General features: G+C 69.1%; 10 protein-coding genes. 7 read left to right on the forward strand and 3 right to left on the reverse strand.

Features of this window, described 5'->3' with window-relative positions; all coding sequences use genetic code 11:
* The first annotated feature begins 169 nt into the window (after positions 1–169).
* From metH to ACIBK4_RS34400, 3 genes are all read left to right on the forward strand, one after another.
* Positions 170–3,685, forward strand: coding sequence for a methionine synthase (gene metH / locus ACIBK4_RS34390; protein WP_399001143.1), 3,516 nt, complete (start codon positions 170–172; stop codon positions 3,683–3,685).
* A gap of 176 nt (positions 3,686–3,861) precedes the next feature.
* Positions 3,862–4,557: an HAD family hydrolase gene (locus tag ACIBK4_RS34395; protein ID WP_399001146.1), complete on the forward strand. Its 696-nt coding sequence runs from the start codon at positions 3,862–3,864 to the stop codon at positions 4,555–4,557.
* Between the two features lie 418 nt (positions 4,558–4,975).
* Positions 4,976–6,580, forward strand: coding sequence for an ABC transporter substrate-binding protein (locus ACIBK4_RS34400; protein ID WP_399001149.1), 1,605 nt, complete (start codon positions 4,976–4,978; stop codon positions 6,578–6,580).
* A 234-nt stretch (positions 6,581–6,814) separates the two neighbouring features.
* Here ACIBK4_RS34400 and ACIBK4_RS34405 read toward each other — a convergent pair whose 3' ends face one another.
* Together ACIBK4_RS34405 and ACIBK4_RS34410 are read right to left on the reverse strand one after the other, a co-directional pair.
* Positions 6,815–7,486 carry a response regulator transcription factor gene (locus ACIBK4_RS34405; RefSeq protein WP_019066105.1) on the reverse strand — a complete coding sequence of 224 codons (672 nt, stop codon included), beginning with the start codon at positions 7,484–7,486 and terminating at the stop codon, positions 6,815–6,817.
* Between the two features lie 177 nt (positions 7,487–7,663).
* The gene (locus ACIBK4_RS34410; RefSeq protein WP_399001152.1) at positions 7,664–8,689 is read right to left on the reverse strand and encodes a RecB family exonuclease; all 1,026 of its coding nucleotides are present in this window, start codon (positions 8,687–8,689) and stop codon (positions 7,664–7,666) included.
* Positions 8,690–8,864: 175 nt separating this feature from the next.
* Between ACIBK4_RS34410 and ACIBK4_RS34415 the strand changes: the two genes are divergently transcribed.
* The 3 genes from ACIBK4_RS34415 (at position 8,865) to ACIBK4_RS34425 (ending at position 12,785) form a co-directional block, all read left to right on the forward strand.
* A complete protein-coding gene (locus ACIBK4_RS34415) occupies positions 8,865–10,997 on the forward strand; it encodes a site-2 protease family protein (protein ID WP_399001154.1) in 2,133 nt (710 codons plus the stop codon).
* Positions 10,998–11,047: 50 nt separating this feature from the next.
* On the forward strand, positions 11,048–11,953 hold the full coding sequence (locus ACIBK4_RS34420; RefSeq protein WP_366436185.1) for a tRNA (adenine-N1)-methyltransferase: 906 nt from the start codon (positions 11,048–11,050) through the stop codon (positions 11,951–11,953).
* A gap of 247 nt (positions 11,954–12,200) precedes the next feature.
* Entirely contained in the window at positions 12,201–12,785 is a 585-nt protein-coding gene (locus tag ACIBK4_RS34425) for a hypothetical protein (protein ID WP_399001156.1), read from the forward strand.
* A 19-nt stretch (positions 12,786–12,804) separates the two neighbouring features.
* On the opposite strand, the gene ACIBK4_RS34430 is transcribed toward ACIBK4_RS34425, so the two are convergent.
* The gene (locus tag ACIBK4_RS34430) at positions 12,805–13,110 is read right to left on the reverse strand and encodes a ferredoxin (RefSeq protein WP_399001489.1); all 306 of its coding nucleotides are present in this window, start codon (positions 13,108–13,110) and stop codon (positions 12,805–12,807) included.
* A 386-nt stretch (positions 13,111–13,496) separates the two neighbouring features.
* Here ACIBK4_RS34430 and arc point away from each other — a divergent pair, with 386 nt between their 5' ends.
* The gene (gene arc, locus ACIBK4_RS34435) at positions 13,497–15,263 is read left to right on the forward strand and encodes a proteasome ATPase (RefSeq protein WP_399001158.1); all 1,767 of its coding nucleotides are present in this window, start codon (positions 13,497–13,499) and stop codon (positions 15,261–15,263) included.
* Positions 15,264–15,450: the final 187 nt, after the last annotated feature.

Raw genomic sequence — 15,450 nt, forward strand, 5'->3', positions numbered from 1 at the left:
GTCACCCCGGTCCGCGTCCCCGTCACCCCGGTCCGCCCCATGGACGCTTCGAGCATCCTCGGGCCCGACCCCGTTACCCTGGCGACGTGCACGCTCCCCGGGGAGTTCCGTGAGAGGTTCCCAGGGAAGCCGCAAAGCCGACAGCCGTCGCATTCCAGGGAGCCCCTTCATGGCCTCGTCGCCACTGACCCCTTCTGCCGACAGCCGGACCCGTGTGTCCGCGCTCCGAGAGGCACTCGCCACCCGCGTGGTGGTCGCCGACGGAGCCATGGGCACCATGCTCCAGGCACAGGACCCCACGCTCGACGACTTCGAGAACCTCGAAGGCTGCAACGAGATCCTGAACGTCACCCGCCCGGACATCGTCCGCTCGGTCCACGAGGAGTACTTCGGCGCGGGGGTGGACTGCGTCGAGACGAACACCTTCGGCGCGAACCACTCCGCGATGGCCGAGTACGACATCCCCGAGCGCGTCCACGAACTCTCCGAGTCCGGCGCCCGCATCGCCCGCGAGACCGCCGACGACTTCACCGCCCGCGACGGCCGCCAGCGCTGGGTCCTCGGCTCGATCGGCCCCGGCACCAAGCTGCCCACCCTCGGCCACATCGCCTACGGCACACTCCGCGACGGCTTCCAGGCCAACGCCGAGGGCCTGCTCGCCGGCGGCGCCGACGCCCTGATCGTGGAGACCACCCAGGACCTCCTCCAGACCAAGTCGTCGATCCTGGGCGCCCGCCGCGCCATGGAGGCGACCGGCGTCGACGTACCCCTGCTCGTGTCGATGGCCTTCGAGACCACCGGCACCATGCTCCTGGGCTCCGAGATCGGCGCCGCGCTCACCGCGCTCGAACCCCTCGGCATCGACATGATCGGCCTGAACTGCTCGACGGGCCCGGCCGAGATGAGCGAGCACCTGCGCTACCTCGCCCGCCACTCCCGCACCCCGCTGCTCTGCATGCCGAACGCGGGCCTGCCCATCCTCACCAAGGACGGCGCCCACTTCCCGCTCGACCCCGAGGGCCTGGCGGAGGCGCAGGAGCACTTCGTCCGCGACTACGGCCTGAACCTGGTCGGCGGCTGCTGCGGTACGACCCCCGAGCACCTGCGCCGGCTCGTCGAGCGGGTCCGTGAGGCCACGCCCACCGAGCGCCACCCGCAGCCCGAGCCGGGCGCCGCGTCCCTCTACCAGACGGTCCCGTTCCGCCAGGACACCGCCTACATGGCGATCGGCGAGCGCACCAACGCCAACGGCTCGAAGAAGTTCCGCGAGGCCATGCTGGACGGCCGCTGGGACGACTGTGTGGAGATGGCCCGCGACCAGATCCGCGAGGGCGCCCACATGCTGGACCTCTGCGTGGACTACGTCGGCCGCGACGGCGTCGCCGACATGGAGGAACTCGCCGGCCGCTTCGCCACCGCCTCCACCCTGCCGATCGTGCTCGACTCCACCGAAGTCGCGGTCATCCGGGCCGGGTTGGAGAAGCTCGGTGGCCGCGCGGTCATCAACTCCGTCAACTACGAGGACGGCGACGGCCCCGAGTCCCGCTTCGCGAAGGTCACCAGGCTGGCGCAGGAGCACGGCGCCGCGCTCATCGCGCTGACCATCGACGAGGAGGGCCAGGCCCGCACCCCCGAGCACAAGGTCGCCATCGCCGAGCGGCTGATCGAGGACCTCACGACGAACTGGGGCATCCACGAGTCGGACATCCTCATCGACACCCTGACCTTCACCATCTGCACCGGCCAGGAGGAGTCCCGCGGCGACGGCATCGCCACCATCGAGGCCATCCGCCGCCTCAAGGCCGCTCACCCCGACGTCCAGACCACACTGGGCCTCTCGAACATCTCCTTCGGCCTCAACCCGGCCGCCCGCGTCCTGCTGAACTCGGTCTTCCTCGACGAATGCGTCAAGGCCGGCCTCGACTCGGCGATCGTGCACGCCTCGAAGATCCTGCCGATCGCCCGCTTCACCGAGGAAGAGGTGCAGACGGCCCTCGACCTGGTCTACGACCGCCGCGCGGAGGGCTACGACCCGCTCCAGAAGCTGATGGCCCTCTTCGAGGGAGCCACCACCAAGTCCCGGACGGCGGGCCGCGCCGAGGAGTTGGCCGCACTCCCGCTGGACGAGCGGCTCAAGCGGCGCATCATCGACGGCGAGAAGAACGGCCTGGAGGCCGACCTCGCCGAGGCGTTGCAGACCCGCCCCGCCCTGGACATCGTCAACGAGACGCTCCTGGACGGCATGAAGGTCGTCGGCGAACTCTTCGGCTCCGGCCAGATGCAGCTGCCGTTCGTGCTCCAGTCCGCCGAGGTCATGAAGACCGCGGTCGCCTATCTCGAACCGCACATGGAGAAGTCGGACGCCGAGGGCAAGGGCACCATCGTGCTCGCCACGGTGCGCGGCGACGTCCACGACATCGGCAAGAACCTCGTCGACATCATCCTGTCCAACAACGGCTACAACGTCGTCAACCTCGGCATTAAGCAGCCGGTCTCCGCGATCCTGGAAGCCGCCGAGGAGCACCGCGCCGACGTCATCGGCATGTCGGGACTCCTGGTCAAGTCCACGGTGATCATGAAGGAGAACCTCCAGGAGCTCAACCAGCGCAAGATGGCCGCCGATTACCCGGTCATCCTGGGCGGCGCCGCGCTGACCCGGGCCTACGTCGAGCAGGACCTGCACGAGATCTACGAGGGCGAAGTCCGGTACGCCCGCGACGCGTTCGAGGGCCTGCGCCTGATGGACGCCCTGATCGGCGTCAAGCGCGGTGTCCCCGGCGCGAAGCTGCCCGAGCTCAAGCAGCGCCGGGTGCGGGCGACCGCGGCCGTGGAGGTCGAGGAGCGCCCCGAGGAGGGGCACGTCCGCTCCGACGTCGCCGTCGACAACCCGATCCCCACCCCGCCGTTCAGCGGCACCCGGGTCATCAAGGGCATCCAGCTCAAGGAGTACGCCTCCTGGCTCGACGAGGGCGCCCTCTTCAAGGGCCAGTGGGGCCTCAAGCAGGCCCGCACGGGCGACGGCCCGACGTACGAGGAGCTCGTCGAGACCGAGGGCCGCCCCCGCCTGCGCGGCCTCCTGGACAAGCTCCAGACCGACAACCTCCTCGAAGCGGCCGTCGTCTACGGCTACTTCCCCTGCGTGTCCAAGGACGACGACCTGATCATCCTGGACGACCAGGGCAACGAGCGGACCCGCTTCACCTTCCCGCGCCAGCGCCGCGGCCGCCGTCTCTGCCTGGCCGACTTCTTCCGCCCGGAGGAGTCCGGCGAGATCGACGTCGTCGGCTTCCAGATCGTCACCGTCGGCAACCGCATCGGCGAGGAGACCGCCAAGCTCTTCGAGGCGAACTCCTACCGCGACTACCTCGAACTGCACGGCCTGTCCGTCCAGTTGGCCGAGGCACTCGCCGAGTACTGGCACGCGCGCGTGCGCTCCGAACTCGGCTTCGCCGGCGAGGACCCCACCGACGTCGAGGACATGTTCGCCCTCAAGTACCGGGGTGCCCGCTTCTCCCTCGGCTACGGCGCCTGCCCCGACCTGGAGGACCGCGCGAAGATCGCCGACATGCTGGAGCCGGAGCGCATCGGCGTCCACCTGTCCGAGGAGTTCCAGCTCCACCCGGAGCAGTCCACGGACGCGATCGTCATCCACCACCCGGAGGCGAAGTACTTCAACGCGCGCTAAATCCACCGGCGCACGGAGCCGAATCCACGGGCAGACGGAGCTGTGTCCACAGGCGCCCGGAACGGACGAGCACACTGATCGGATAAGTCGTACACTGGTCGGTCCACCGCAGGCCGGTCGCCCTTGTTGGTATCAGGGGCGGCCGGCCTGATCGTCCCTCAAGGAGGTGCGCCAGGATGACCAGCACGGTCCCCGCGCTCGGAACCCGTACGGCCGAAGGCTCAGCACTCCAGGCCGTACTCCTCGACATGGACGGAACCCTGGTGGACACCGAGGGCTTCTGGTGGGAGGTCGAGGTCGAGGTCTTCGCGGCCCTCGGGCACACCCTCGACGACTCCTGGCGCCATGTCGTGGTCGGCGGCCCCATGACCCGCAGCGCCGGCTTCCTCATCGAGGCCACCGGCGCCGACATCACCCTCGCCGAGCTGTCCGTCCTGCTCAACGCGGGCTTCGAGGACCGCATCGGGCGCAGCCTGCCGCTGATGCCGGGCGCCGCCAGACTCCTGGCCGAGCTGGCCGAGTACGAGATCCCGACGGCCCTCGTCTCCGCCTCGCACCGGCGCATCATCGACCGCGTTCTGACCGCGCTCGGCCCCCAGCACTTCGCGCTGACGGTCGCCGGCGACGAGGTCGCGCGCACCAAGCCGTACCCCGACCCGTACCTCCTCGCAGCCTCCGGACTCGGCGTCGACCCGGCCCGCTGCGCCGTCGTGGAAGACACCGCGACCGGTGTGGCGGCGGCAGAGGCGGCGGGCTGCCTGGTGGTGGCCGTGCCGTCCGTGGCGCCCATCGCCCCGGCCGCCCGGCGCACCGTCGTGACCTCCCTGGAAGTCGTCGACCTGGCATTTCTGCGCGGACTGATGACCGACTGATGACGGAAATGCGCCTGCCGTTCACCGAGCGTGCAAAGTCCATTGGGAAAGGAATTCGGACGTGGTCGACCGGCCGAATTCCGGTACTCCCCAAGTGAGTTGACGGGTGTGAGGTTCCCCACGTGCAGGAGGGTCGACAACAGTGTCACCCTGTGCTGTTCACCCCATTTCTGAGGCCGATCAAGCACCCTTGTGTCCCGATTGGTGAAACCCTGCACTAATCCTTCCCTCGACGGGTTTTCGGTGCGTCCACAGCCGGTTCCGCTGCGTGATGGGAACTCGACTACGGTGACCGCGAACCCCTGTGCGGGTGCGGACTAATCTCAACGCGAGAACATCGCCCTTACCCCCGTGATCGACATCACCACCCCATGTATGTCGGGTACACGGACTCGAACAGCTCTGGAGAAACTCCCGCATGAACCGCAAGACTTTGGTGCTGCCGGCCGTCGTCGGCCTGCTCGCGCCGGTGCTCGCCGCGTGTGGCGGCTCCGGCAGCGGGAGTTCCAGCGACGATGCGATAGTCGTCGGCACCACGGACCGGTTCGAGGCGACGAAGGATGCTCCGGCGCCGCTCGACCCCGCCTACGCCTACGACGTCGGCACCTGGAACATCCTGCGCCAGACCGTGCAGACCCTGATGATCCAGCCCAAGGGCGAGGGCGACCCGGTCCCCGAGGCCGCCCAGTCCTGCGGCTTCACCGACACGGGCAACGAGCGCTACGCCTGCACCCTGCGCGAGGGTCTGAAGTTCGCCAACGGCGACAAGATCACCGCGGAAGATGTGAAGTACTCCATCGACCGCGCGATGCGCCTCAAGGCCGACAGCGGTGTGTTCGCCCTGCTGTCGACCGTCGACACCGTCGAGACCCAGGGCGACCGCGACGTCATCTTCCATCTGAAGACGGCCGACGCCACATTCCCGTACAAGCTGTCCACTCCCGTCGCCGGCATCGTGAATCCGGACGACTACCAGAAGGACAAGCTGCGCGACGGCTTCGGCGTCGACGGTTCCGGCCCGTACACCCTCTCGGTCTCCGAGAAGGACGACGCGATCACCACCGCCACGTTCACCAAGAACCCCAATTACAAGGGTGCTTTGAAGGTGAACAACAGCAAGGTCGAGATGCGTTCCTTCGCGGACGCCGACGCCATGGGCAGCGCGCTCAACAAGGGCGACATCGACGTGATGACGCGCACCATGTCGCCCGAGCAGATCGAGAAGCTCGGCGACGACACGGACGGCGACATCGACCTCGTCGAGATGCCCGGCCTCGAAATCCGCTACCTGGGCTTCAACACCGAGGCCGAGACCGTGAAGTCGAAGGCCGTACGCGAGGCGATGGCCCAGGTCATCGACCGCGGCGAACTCGTCTCCAAGGTCTACGGCACAGAGGCCGAGCCGCTCTACTCGATGGTCCCGGCGACCATCACCGGCCACTCGAACTCGTTCTTCAACAAGTACGGCGACCCGAGCGTCACCAAGGCCAAGTCGCTGATGGAGAAGGCCAGCATCACCACCCCGGTGAAGCTGACCATGCACTACACGACCGACCACTACGGCTCGGCCACCAAGGAAGAGTTCGAGCAGCTCCAGAAGCAGCTCAACGCCAGCGGCCTGTTCGACGTCAGCATCCAGGGCAGCCCCTGGTCGACGTTCCGTCCGGCCGAGCAGAAGGGCAAGTACGACGTCTACGGGATGGGCTGGTTCCCGGACTTCCCCGACGCCGACAACTACCTCGCGCCGTTCCTCGACAAGGACAACACCCTCGGCTCGCCGTACGTCAACACCAAGATCAGGAACACGCTGATCCCGGAGTCCCGCCGCGAGGCCGACCGCCTCGCCGCCTCCAAGGATCTGACGTCCATCCAGGACATCGTCGCCTCCGACGTCCCGCTGATCCCGCTGTGGCAGGGCAAGCAGTACGTCGCCGCCCGCGACGACGTCACGGGCACCGCGTACGTCCTCAACTCCTCCTCGACCCTCCAGCTCTGGGAGCTGGGCCGGGGCGTCAGCAACTGACAGCGCGGGCGCGCGCGTTGAACAAGCTCAAGTAAGTAACCAGTGGCCGGTCCCGCCGAACATGGCGGGACCGGCCACTGGTGTGTAGGCCGTGTTCTGCTTCGGTGGAGTATGCAAAGTGTGCAGGGCCGAGGCCGACCCGGGCCCGCACCCGCCCGCACACACGAAGAGGGCGCCCCTGTCAGGAAGGGGCGCCCTCTTCGTACATGTACCGGTGTGCGGGTGTACCGGCGTCTATTGCGCGCCGGGGCGCACCAGCCCGCTCTCGTACGCGTACACCGCCGCCTGCACCCGGTCGCGCAGGCCCAACTTCGTGAGGACGTGCCCCACATGGGTCTTGACGGTGGTCTCGCTGACGAACAGGTCGGCGGCGATCTCCGCGTTCGACAGCCCGCGCGCCACCAGCTTCAGCACCTCGACCTCGCGTTCGGTCAACGTGTGCAGGGCGTCCGGGACGGGTTCGTCACCGGACGGGAGATGACCGGCGTACTTGTCGAGCAGCCGCCGCGTGATGCTCGGCGCGAGCATGGCCTCGCCGGCGGCCACGACCCGGATCGCCTGCACGAGTTCGTTGGCGGGCGCGTCCTTGAGCAGGAAGCCACTGGCGCCGGCGCGCAACGCCTCGACGACATACTCGTCGAGATCGAAGGTCGTCAGCACCAGCACCTTCGCCGGACCGTCCCGCCCGGGACCGGTGATCTGCCGGGTCGCCTCGACCCCGTCCATCCGCGGCATACGGATGTCCATCAGCACCACATCGGGCTGCAGGGCCCGCACCTGGTCGAGCGCCTGCAGACCGTCACCGGCCTCACCGACGACCGCGAGATCCTGCTCCGCCTCCAAAATCATCCGGAACCCGGTTCGCAGCAGCGGCTGGTCATCGACCAGTAGGACGCGGATGGCCACGTGAATCTCCTTCGCTAGCCCGGCCCCATTCTGCCCTGCGGGACGGCGGGCGACTCGACCGGCCTTGGGGGCGGCTGTCGGGTCTTGGCGAAAGGGGGTGTCGGAACACGGTTGGCTGTGTCCGGGCTTGTGGCGGGGGCGCCGTACGAGACTTCCGGCGGAAGCCCGGCCCGTCGCCTACGACCCCTCGGCGGAGAGACCGTCCGCGGCCCCCGGACCCGAGGCACCTTCAGCGGAGACACCGCCCGCCGCCTCGACACCTCCGTCGGAACCGCCGTCAGCCCTCCGCACCGGCAACGGATACGGCGGGGGAGTGCCCCCGAACTCCGGGCACACCGCCTGGTGGTCGCACCAACCGCACAGCTTGGTCGGGCGTGGGCGCCAGTCGCCCGTCTCCGTGGCGAGGCGGATCGCCTCCCACAGGGCCAGCAGCTTGCGCTCCACCCGCTCCAGGTCCGGGAGGACGGGGTCGTACGTCACGACGTCCCCGCTGCCCAGATACACCAGCTGGAGCCGCCGCGGCACGATCTGCTTCAGGCGCCAGACCACCAGGGCGTAGAACTTCATCTGGAACAGCGCACCCTCGGCATACTCGGGCCGAGGCGCCTTGCCCGTCTTGTAGTCGACGATCCGCACATCACCCGTGGGAGCCACATCGACCCGGTCGATGATCCCGCGCAGCTTCAGCCCCGAATCCAGTTCCGCCTCGACGAACATCTCCCGCTCGGCGGGCTCCAGCCGCGTCGGGTCCTCCAGGGAGAACCAGCGCTCGACCAACCGCTCCGCCTCCCCGAGCCACCGCGCCAGCCGCTCGCCCTCCGGATCATCGGCGAACAGCTCCACGACCTCGGGCCGCGACTCCCGCAGCCGGTCCCACTGCCCGGGAATGAGCGACTTGGCCCGCGGCGCCGTACGCTCGGCCGCCGGCGCGTCGAAGAGCCGCTCCAGCACCGAGTGCACCAAGGTCCCCCTGGTCGCCGCCTCGCTGGGCTTCTCCGGCAGCCGGTCGATCACCCGGAACCGGTACAACAACGGGCACTGCATGAAGTCGCTGGCACGCGAGGGCGACAACGAGGCCGGCGCTATGGCGACGCGCTCGACCACGCCCACCGTCCCCGTCTCCACCGTCACTGCCGCAGCCGGCTCCGCCGCCGCGCTCTCGTCGCCGACTGTCCCCGCGACGCCCTCCGCACTGGTCTCCATGCCCACAGACCTTACGGCCCGCCACTGACAGTGACCCGATCCCGGCCGACGCGCCCGCCGCAGCCGGGGAAACGCGGGGGGTGCCGGGGCGGAACGCGTCGCGACCGCCGCATACCATCGACCCGAGACCCCTCCGCCCGGCTGGCGCGGAGGATGCTTCGAACGAGGGGACACCGTGGACGAGAGCGGCGGGAGCGGGCAGCCGCGGTCCGGCACCAACGAGCCGACCGAACACGCCACGGGCGCCACGACCCCCACCCCCGGCACCCCCGAACCGAAACCCGACGACTCCACCCAGCCGAAGCCCGGGACGTCCCCTCAGGAACACAGGGACGCGAGCGCGTCGCCCGGCCAACACGGCAGTACGACCCGGGCGCCCGAGAACCCCACGGACGCAGACACCTCGTCCGGAGAGCGCCGGGCCAGGGATACGTCGTCCGAGGCCCGCAGGGCCGGGAGCACGTCGTCCCGAGAGCGCCGGGATGCGGGTTTGTCGTCGGGGGACGGCCACGACGCGAGCACGCCGGCCCAGGTCCGCTCCAACGGGACCACCTCGTCCGAGGAGCAGGAGCCTGGCACTGCGGAGGCGTCCTCACCGGACCACGGGGCTGCGAACACGTCGTCCGACGAACCTGAGGCCACCCCCGCGTCGCCCCAGGACCGCGACCACGTGCGCTCCTCGTCCGAGCCCCGCGAGGACGTGAACGCTTCGCCCGGGGACCGCGAGGAGGCGACCACGCCGCCCGAACACACCACGCGCGACGGCGACTTGGAGCCGGGCACACCGTCCGGGCCTGCCGCGGAGGATCGTACGGAGCCGGGATCACCGTCCCGGTCGACCGCGAACGGAGTCCCGGAGTCGGACACTCCCGCAGGCTCCTCCGACCCCACCACGCACGGCGGTACGGAGACGGAAGCGCCCTCCGGAGCCACCGCGCGCACCCGTACGGAGACAGACGGCACGTCCGCGCCCGAGGCGACCGGCACCTCGCCCGCCCCGACTCCCGCCCACCTGAACGGTGAGCCGAAACGTGACGGCGCCCCCACGGGCAGCGACCACGACCACACCCCCAGCCACCCGAACCTCCCCTACGCCCACACCGACCCCAACGCCACCCCCCGAGTCGCCAAGGGCCGCCCCCCGCACCGCCCCAAGGAACCCGGCGGCGGCATCCTGATGGGCCGCCCCTTCGGAGTGCCCGTCTACGTAGCACCCAGCTGGTTCCTCGTCGCCGCGCTCATCACCTGGGTGTTCGGCGGCCAGCTGGACCGCGTGCTGCCCGAACTCGGCGCCGCCCGCTACCTCGTGGCCCTCTTCTTCGCCGTCGCCTTCTACGGCTCGGTCCTGGTGCACGAGCTCGCCCACACCGTCGCCGCACTCCGCTTCAAACTCCCGGTCCGCCGCATCCAGTTGCAGTTCTTCGGCGGAGTCTCCGAGATCGAGAAGGAGGCCGAGACCCCCGGCAGGGAGTTCGTGCTGGCCTTCGTCGGCCCGCTGCTCTCGCTGATCCTCTCGGGCATCTTCTACCTCGCCATGCTGCCCACCGAACCCGGCACCGTCCCCGGTGTCCTGCTGGCGGGACTGATGGTCTCCAACCTCATCGTGGCCGCCTTCAACCTGCTGCCCGGCCTGCCCCTCGACGGTGGCCGCATGCTCCGCGCCGTCGTCTGGAAGATCACCGGCAGACCCATGAGCGGCACCATCGCCGCCGCCTGGGTCGGCCGCGCCCTCGCCGTCTCCGTCCTGATCGGCCTCCCGCTGCTCACCCAGACCGGCGCCCTCGGTACCAACACCGAGGACATCAGCGGCATGGACACCGTCACCGACGCCCTGCTCGCCGCGATCCTCGCCGCGATCATCTGGACCGGCGCCGGCAACAGCCTCCGTATGGCCCGGCTGCGCGAACACCTCCCGGAACTCCGCGCCCGCAACCTCACCCGCCGCGCGGTCCCCGTCGAGACCACCACCCCGCTCTCCGAGGCCCTGCGCCGAGCCAACGCCGCCGGCGCCCGCGCCCTGGTCGTCGTCGACGCCGACGGCCAGCCCCTCTCCCTCGTCCGCGAGGCCGCCATCGTCGGGGTCCCCGAGCACCGCCGCCCCTGGGTCACCGTCAGCGGCCTCGCCCAGGACCTCACGGACGGCATGCGCGTCTCCGCGGAGCTGGCCGGAGAGGACCTCCTGGACGCCCTGCGCGCCACCCCTGCCACCGAGTACCTCGTGGTCGAGGAGACCGGCGAGATCTACGGCGTCCTGTCCGCCGCCGACGTGGAGCGCGCCTTCGTGAAGGCCATGGCCCGCCCCAACTGACGCACGCACGCGTGGTCGGCGGCCCCCGTAAACGCCGGTAGGCTGGTCACATGTCCGAACCGACCGGTGCCGCCCGCAGGCGCGGGCCCTTCAAGGTCGGGGACCAGGTTCAGCTGACCGACCCCAAGGGCCGCCACTACACGTTCACGCTCGAAGCCGGGAAGAATTTCCACACCCACAAGGGTTCCTTCCCGCACGACGAACTGATCGGTGCTCCCGAGGGCAGCGTTGTCCGCACCACCGGCAACGTCGCCTACCTCGCGCTGCGCCCCCTGCTCCCCGACTACGTCCTGTCCATGCCCCGCGGCGCCGCCGTGGTCTACCCCAAGGACGCGGGGCAGATCCTGGCCTTCGCCGACATCTTCCCCGGCGCACGCGTCGTGGAAGCGGGCGTCGGCTCCGGCTCGCTCAGCAGCTTCCTGCTGCGCGCCATCGGCGACCAGGGCATGCTGCACTCCTACGAGCGCCGCGAGGACTTCGCCGAGATCGCCCAGCAGAACGTGGAGCGCTACTTCGGCGGTCCGCACCCCGCCTGGCAGCTCACCGTCGGCGACCTCCAGGACAACCTGTCCGACCTGGACGTCGACCGCGTCATCCTCGACATGCTCGCCCCCTGGGAGTGCCTGGAGGCCGTCTCCAAGGCCCTCGTGCCCGGCGGCATCCTCTGCTGCTACGTCGCGACCACCACCCAGCTCGCGCGCACCGTCGAGTCCATCCGCGAGATCGGCTCCTTCAACGAGCCGACCGCGTGGGAGACGATGCTCCGCAACTGGCACGTCGAGGGCCTGGCCGTCCGCCCCGACCACCGGATGATCGGCCACACCGGCTTCCTCCTCACCGCCCGCCGCCTCGCCGACGGCGTCGAGCCCCCCATGCGCCGCCGCCGCCCCGCCAAGGGCGCCTACGGCGAGGACTACGACGGCCCGAACGCCGCCGGTGGTGCCGCCGGCCGCTGAGCCGCACACACGGGCGGCCCTGTGCCGCACTCAACGCACGAACGCCGTGGCCGAGTTCCCGGAAATCCTCCGGAACTCGGCCACGGCGTCTTTCATCTGACGCACCGACTTCTGACGTTTCGACGTCGTCTGACCCTCCCGTGCGACCGGGCGAACGAACTGTCGACCCCGCCGTTCCCCCGCACCGTGGTGTGTGGCAGCATGCAGGCCACCCCCACCGGCACAGCCCTCACAGGAGACACTCCTAGTGCAGCACTCCGCCGTCCCGGAACTGGAACTGGCACACACCACCACCCGCCCCATCCACTGGGTCGCCACCGCCACGGCTCTCGCCGGCGTCGTGGCCCTCTCCGCGGGCCTGCAACCCGACTCCGCGCACGCCGCCCAGGCCGCCGGCCCGCAGACCAAGTCCGCGCCCGCCATCACCTCGGCACCCGCGACCACCGGAGTCGCCTTCCCCATCGACTGCGGCCCGCTGAAGGTCGTCGTACAGAAGAAGGCATCCGGAGACCTCGACGGCGACGGCCGGCCGGAGACGGTCGCCGTGGTCCACTGCGACGCGGGTATGGGTACCCCGCCCGACGGCGTCTACGTCCTTACCCAGGCCGCCGGCGCCGCGAAGCCGCGCGTCGTCGCCACCCTGGTCGCCCCGAAGTCCCGCGAGACCGTCACCGACTTCTCCGTACGCGACGGCGCCGTGGTCACGACCCTGCTCGGCTACTCGACGGAGGACGTGCCCAGTTGCTGCCCCGACGTGAAAGAGACCGCCAAGTGGCAGTGGCAGAACGGCGAGTTCGTCCGCTCCACCCCCGGCAACTCCCAGAACGTCTGACCTGACGGCCCGCCGAACCTCAGGCCGCGTCGGGCCCGTACACCTCGACCCGGTCCGCGACCCGGCGCACATGGATGCAGTCACCGGGGCACTCCTTGGCGGAGTCCACGACATCGACCAACAACGGCAGCGGCACGAGCGTGGTGGCGCCCTTGTCCTGCAACAGCTCGTCGTCCGGGCTCTTCACATAGGCCAGACCGTCGATGTCCAGCTCGAAGACCTCGGGGGCGTACTCGGCGCAGATGCCGTCGCCGGTACAGAGGTCCTGGTCGATCCAGACCTCCAGCGCCTCGCCGTCGGCCGCGGCCTCGTCCTGCACGGTGATGTCTCCTGTTTCCGCCGGGTGTTGAACATCGTCGACCCTACCTCCGCCCGCCCGAACGACCTTTCTCCGCGATCCCAGGTTTCACGCCCTCGCATGACGGACACTGTCCGCATGGACACTCTCAGTCAGGGGCGCCTTGGCCGGTTTCCGTCGGGCGCGGAACGCGCCCGCACGGCAACTCACGTCCACCGTGAAGGGTTTTGACCAACCCGGCCTTGGAACTGTCGGCTTCTGAATCACGTTGAGTGGGTATCCACACGGCGTGAGGGAGAGCGCAGGGTGACCGACGACACACCTTGACAGTCTTTGTGATCTAGGGGTTTCAATCGACACCCACCCAGGTAGGGTCTGGAAGCGTCCAGCTCCCCTTGGAGGAGGTGAGGACCGTGGCAGCCCACGACGACGACATGAACCGCGGCATCCGCCCGGGACGAGGGTCCGACGACCCGTCCGGGCAGATTGCCTACCTTGAGCAGGAGATCGCCGTCCTGCGACGTAAGCTCGCCGACTCTCCGCGACACACGAGGATTCTCGAAGAGCGGATCGTCGAGCTGCAGACCAATCTGGCCGGGGTGTCCGCCCAGAACGAGCGACTCGCCAACACGCTCCGTGAGGCCCGCGACCAGATCGTGGCCCTCAAGGAAGAAGTCGACCGGCTCGCACAGCCGCCGGCCGGCTTCGGTGTCTTCCTCGTGGCCAACGAGGACGGCACTGCGGACATCTTCACCGGCGGTCGCAAACTGCGGGTGAACGTCAGCCCAAGCGTGGAACTCGAAGAGCTCCGCCGCGGCCAGGAAGTAATGCTCAACGAAGCGCTCAACGTGGTCGAGGCCATGGAGTACGAGCGCGTCGGCGACATCGTCACCCTCAAGGAGATCCTGGAGGACGGCGAACGCGCCCTCGTGGTGGGGCACACCGACGAGGAACGGGTGGTGCGGCTCGCCGAGCCGCTGCTGGACATCACCATCCGCCCCGGCGACGCCCTGCTGCTCGAACCCCGTTCCGGCTACGTCTACGAGATCGTCCCGAAGAGCGAGGTCGAGGAACTCGTCCTCGAAGAGGTCCCCGACATCGGCTACGAGCAGATCGGCGGTCTGGGCGGCCAGATCGAGATGATCCGCGACGCGGTCGAACTGCCGTACCTCTACCCCGACCTCTTCAAGGAGCACGAACTGCGGCCGCCCAAGGGCGTCCTGCTGTACGGGCCTCCCGGATGCGGCAAGACGCTCATCGCCAAGGCCGTCGCCAACTCGCTGGCCAAAAAGGTCGCCGAGGTCACCGGCCAGGCCACCGGCAAGAGCTTCTTCCTCAACATCAAGGGCCCCGAGCTCCTCAACAAGTACGTCGGTGAGACCGAGCGGCAGATCCGCCTCGTCTTCCAGCGCGCTCGTGAAAAGGCCAGCGAGGGCACCCCCGTCATCGTCTTCTTCGACGAGATGGAGTCCCTCTTCCGCACCCGTGGTTCCGGTGTCAGCTCGGACGTGGAGAACACCATCGTCCCCCAGCTGCTCGCCGAGATCGACGGCGTGGAAGGCCTGCAGAACGTGGTCGTCATCGGCGCCTCGAACCGCGAGGACATGATCGACCCCGCCATCCTGCGCCCCGGCCGCCTGGACGTGAAGATCAAGATCGAGCGTCCCGACGCCGAGGCCGCCAAGGACATCTTCGCCAAGTACCTCACCGAACGCCTCCCGCTCCACCCTGAGGACGTCGGCGAGCACAGCGGCGACAAGACCACCACCGTCCAGAGCATGATCCAGACGGCCGTGGAACACATGTACACGGAATCCGAGGAGAACCGCTTCCTGGAGGTCACCTACGCCAACGGTGACAAGGAAGTCCTCTACTTCAAGGACTTCAACTCCGGCGCCATGATCGAGAACATCGTGGGCCGGGCCAAGAAGATGGCCATCAAGGACTTCCTCGACCACAAGCAGAAGGGCATCCGCGTCTCGCACCTCCTCCAGGCGTGCGTGGACGAGTTCAAGGAGAACGAGGACCTGCCCAACACCACCAACCCGGACGACTGGGCCCGGATCTCCGGAAAGAAGGGCGAGCGGATCGTGTACATCCGTACGCTCATCACCGGCAAGCAGGGCGCCGACACCGGACGCTCCATCGACACGGTGGCGAACACCGGTCAGTACCTGTAAAAAGCAGGGCGGCTGCGGGTGCCCTAAGCGGGTACCCGCAGCCGACTGTTTTTCAGGCCATGACCGAACAAGGGGCGCGCGAGGCAATGACGCAAATGATCTCCCCACCAGCGCAAAGCCGTTCTAGGCTCTTCGGTACCGCCGAGTCGCGCAGTGCGGGGACGGGCACCGCACACGCACCGGAGCG

This window comes from Streptomyces sp. NPDC050528 (assembly GCF_044457795.1).
GTDB lineage: Bacteria > Actinomycetota > Actinomycetes > Streptomycetales > Streptomycetaceae > Streptomyces.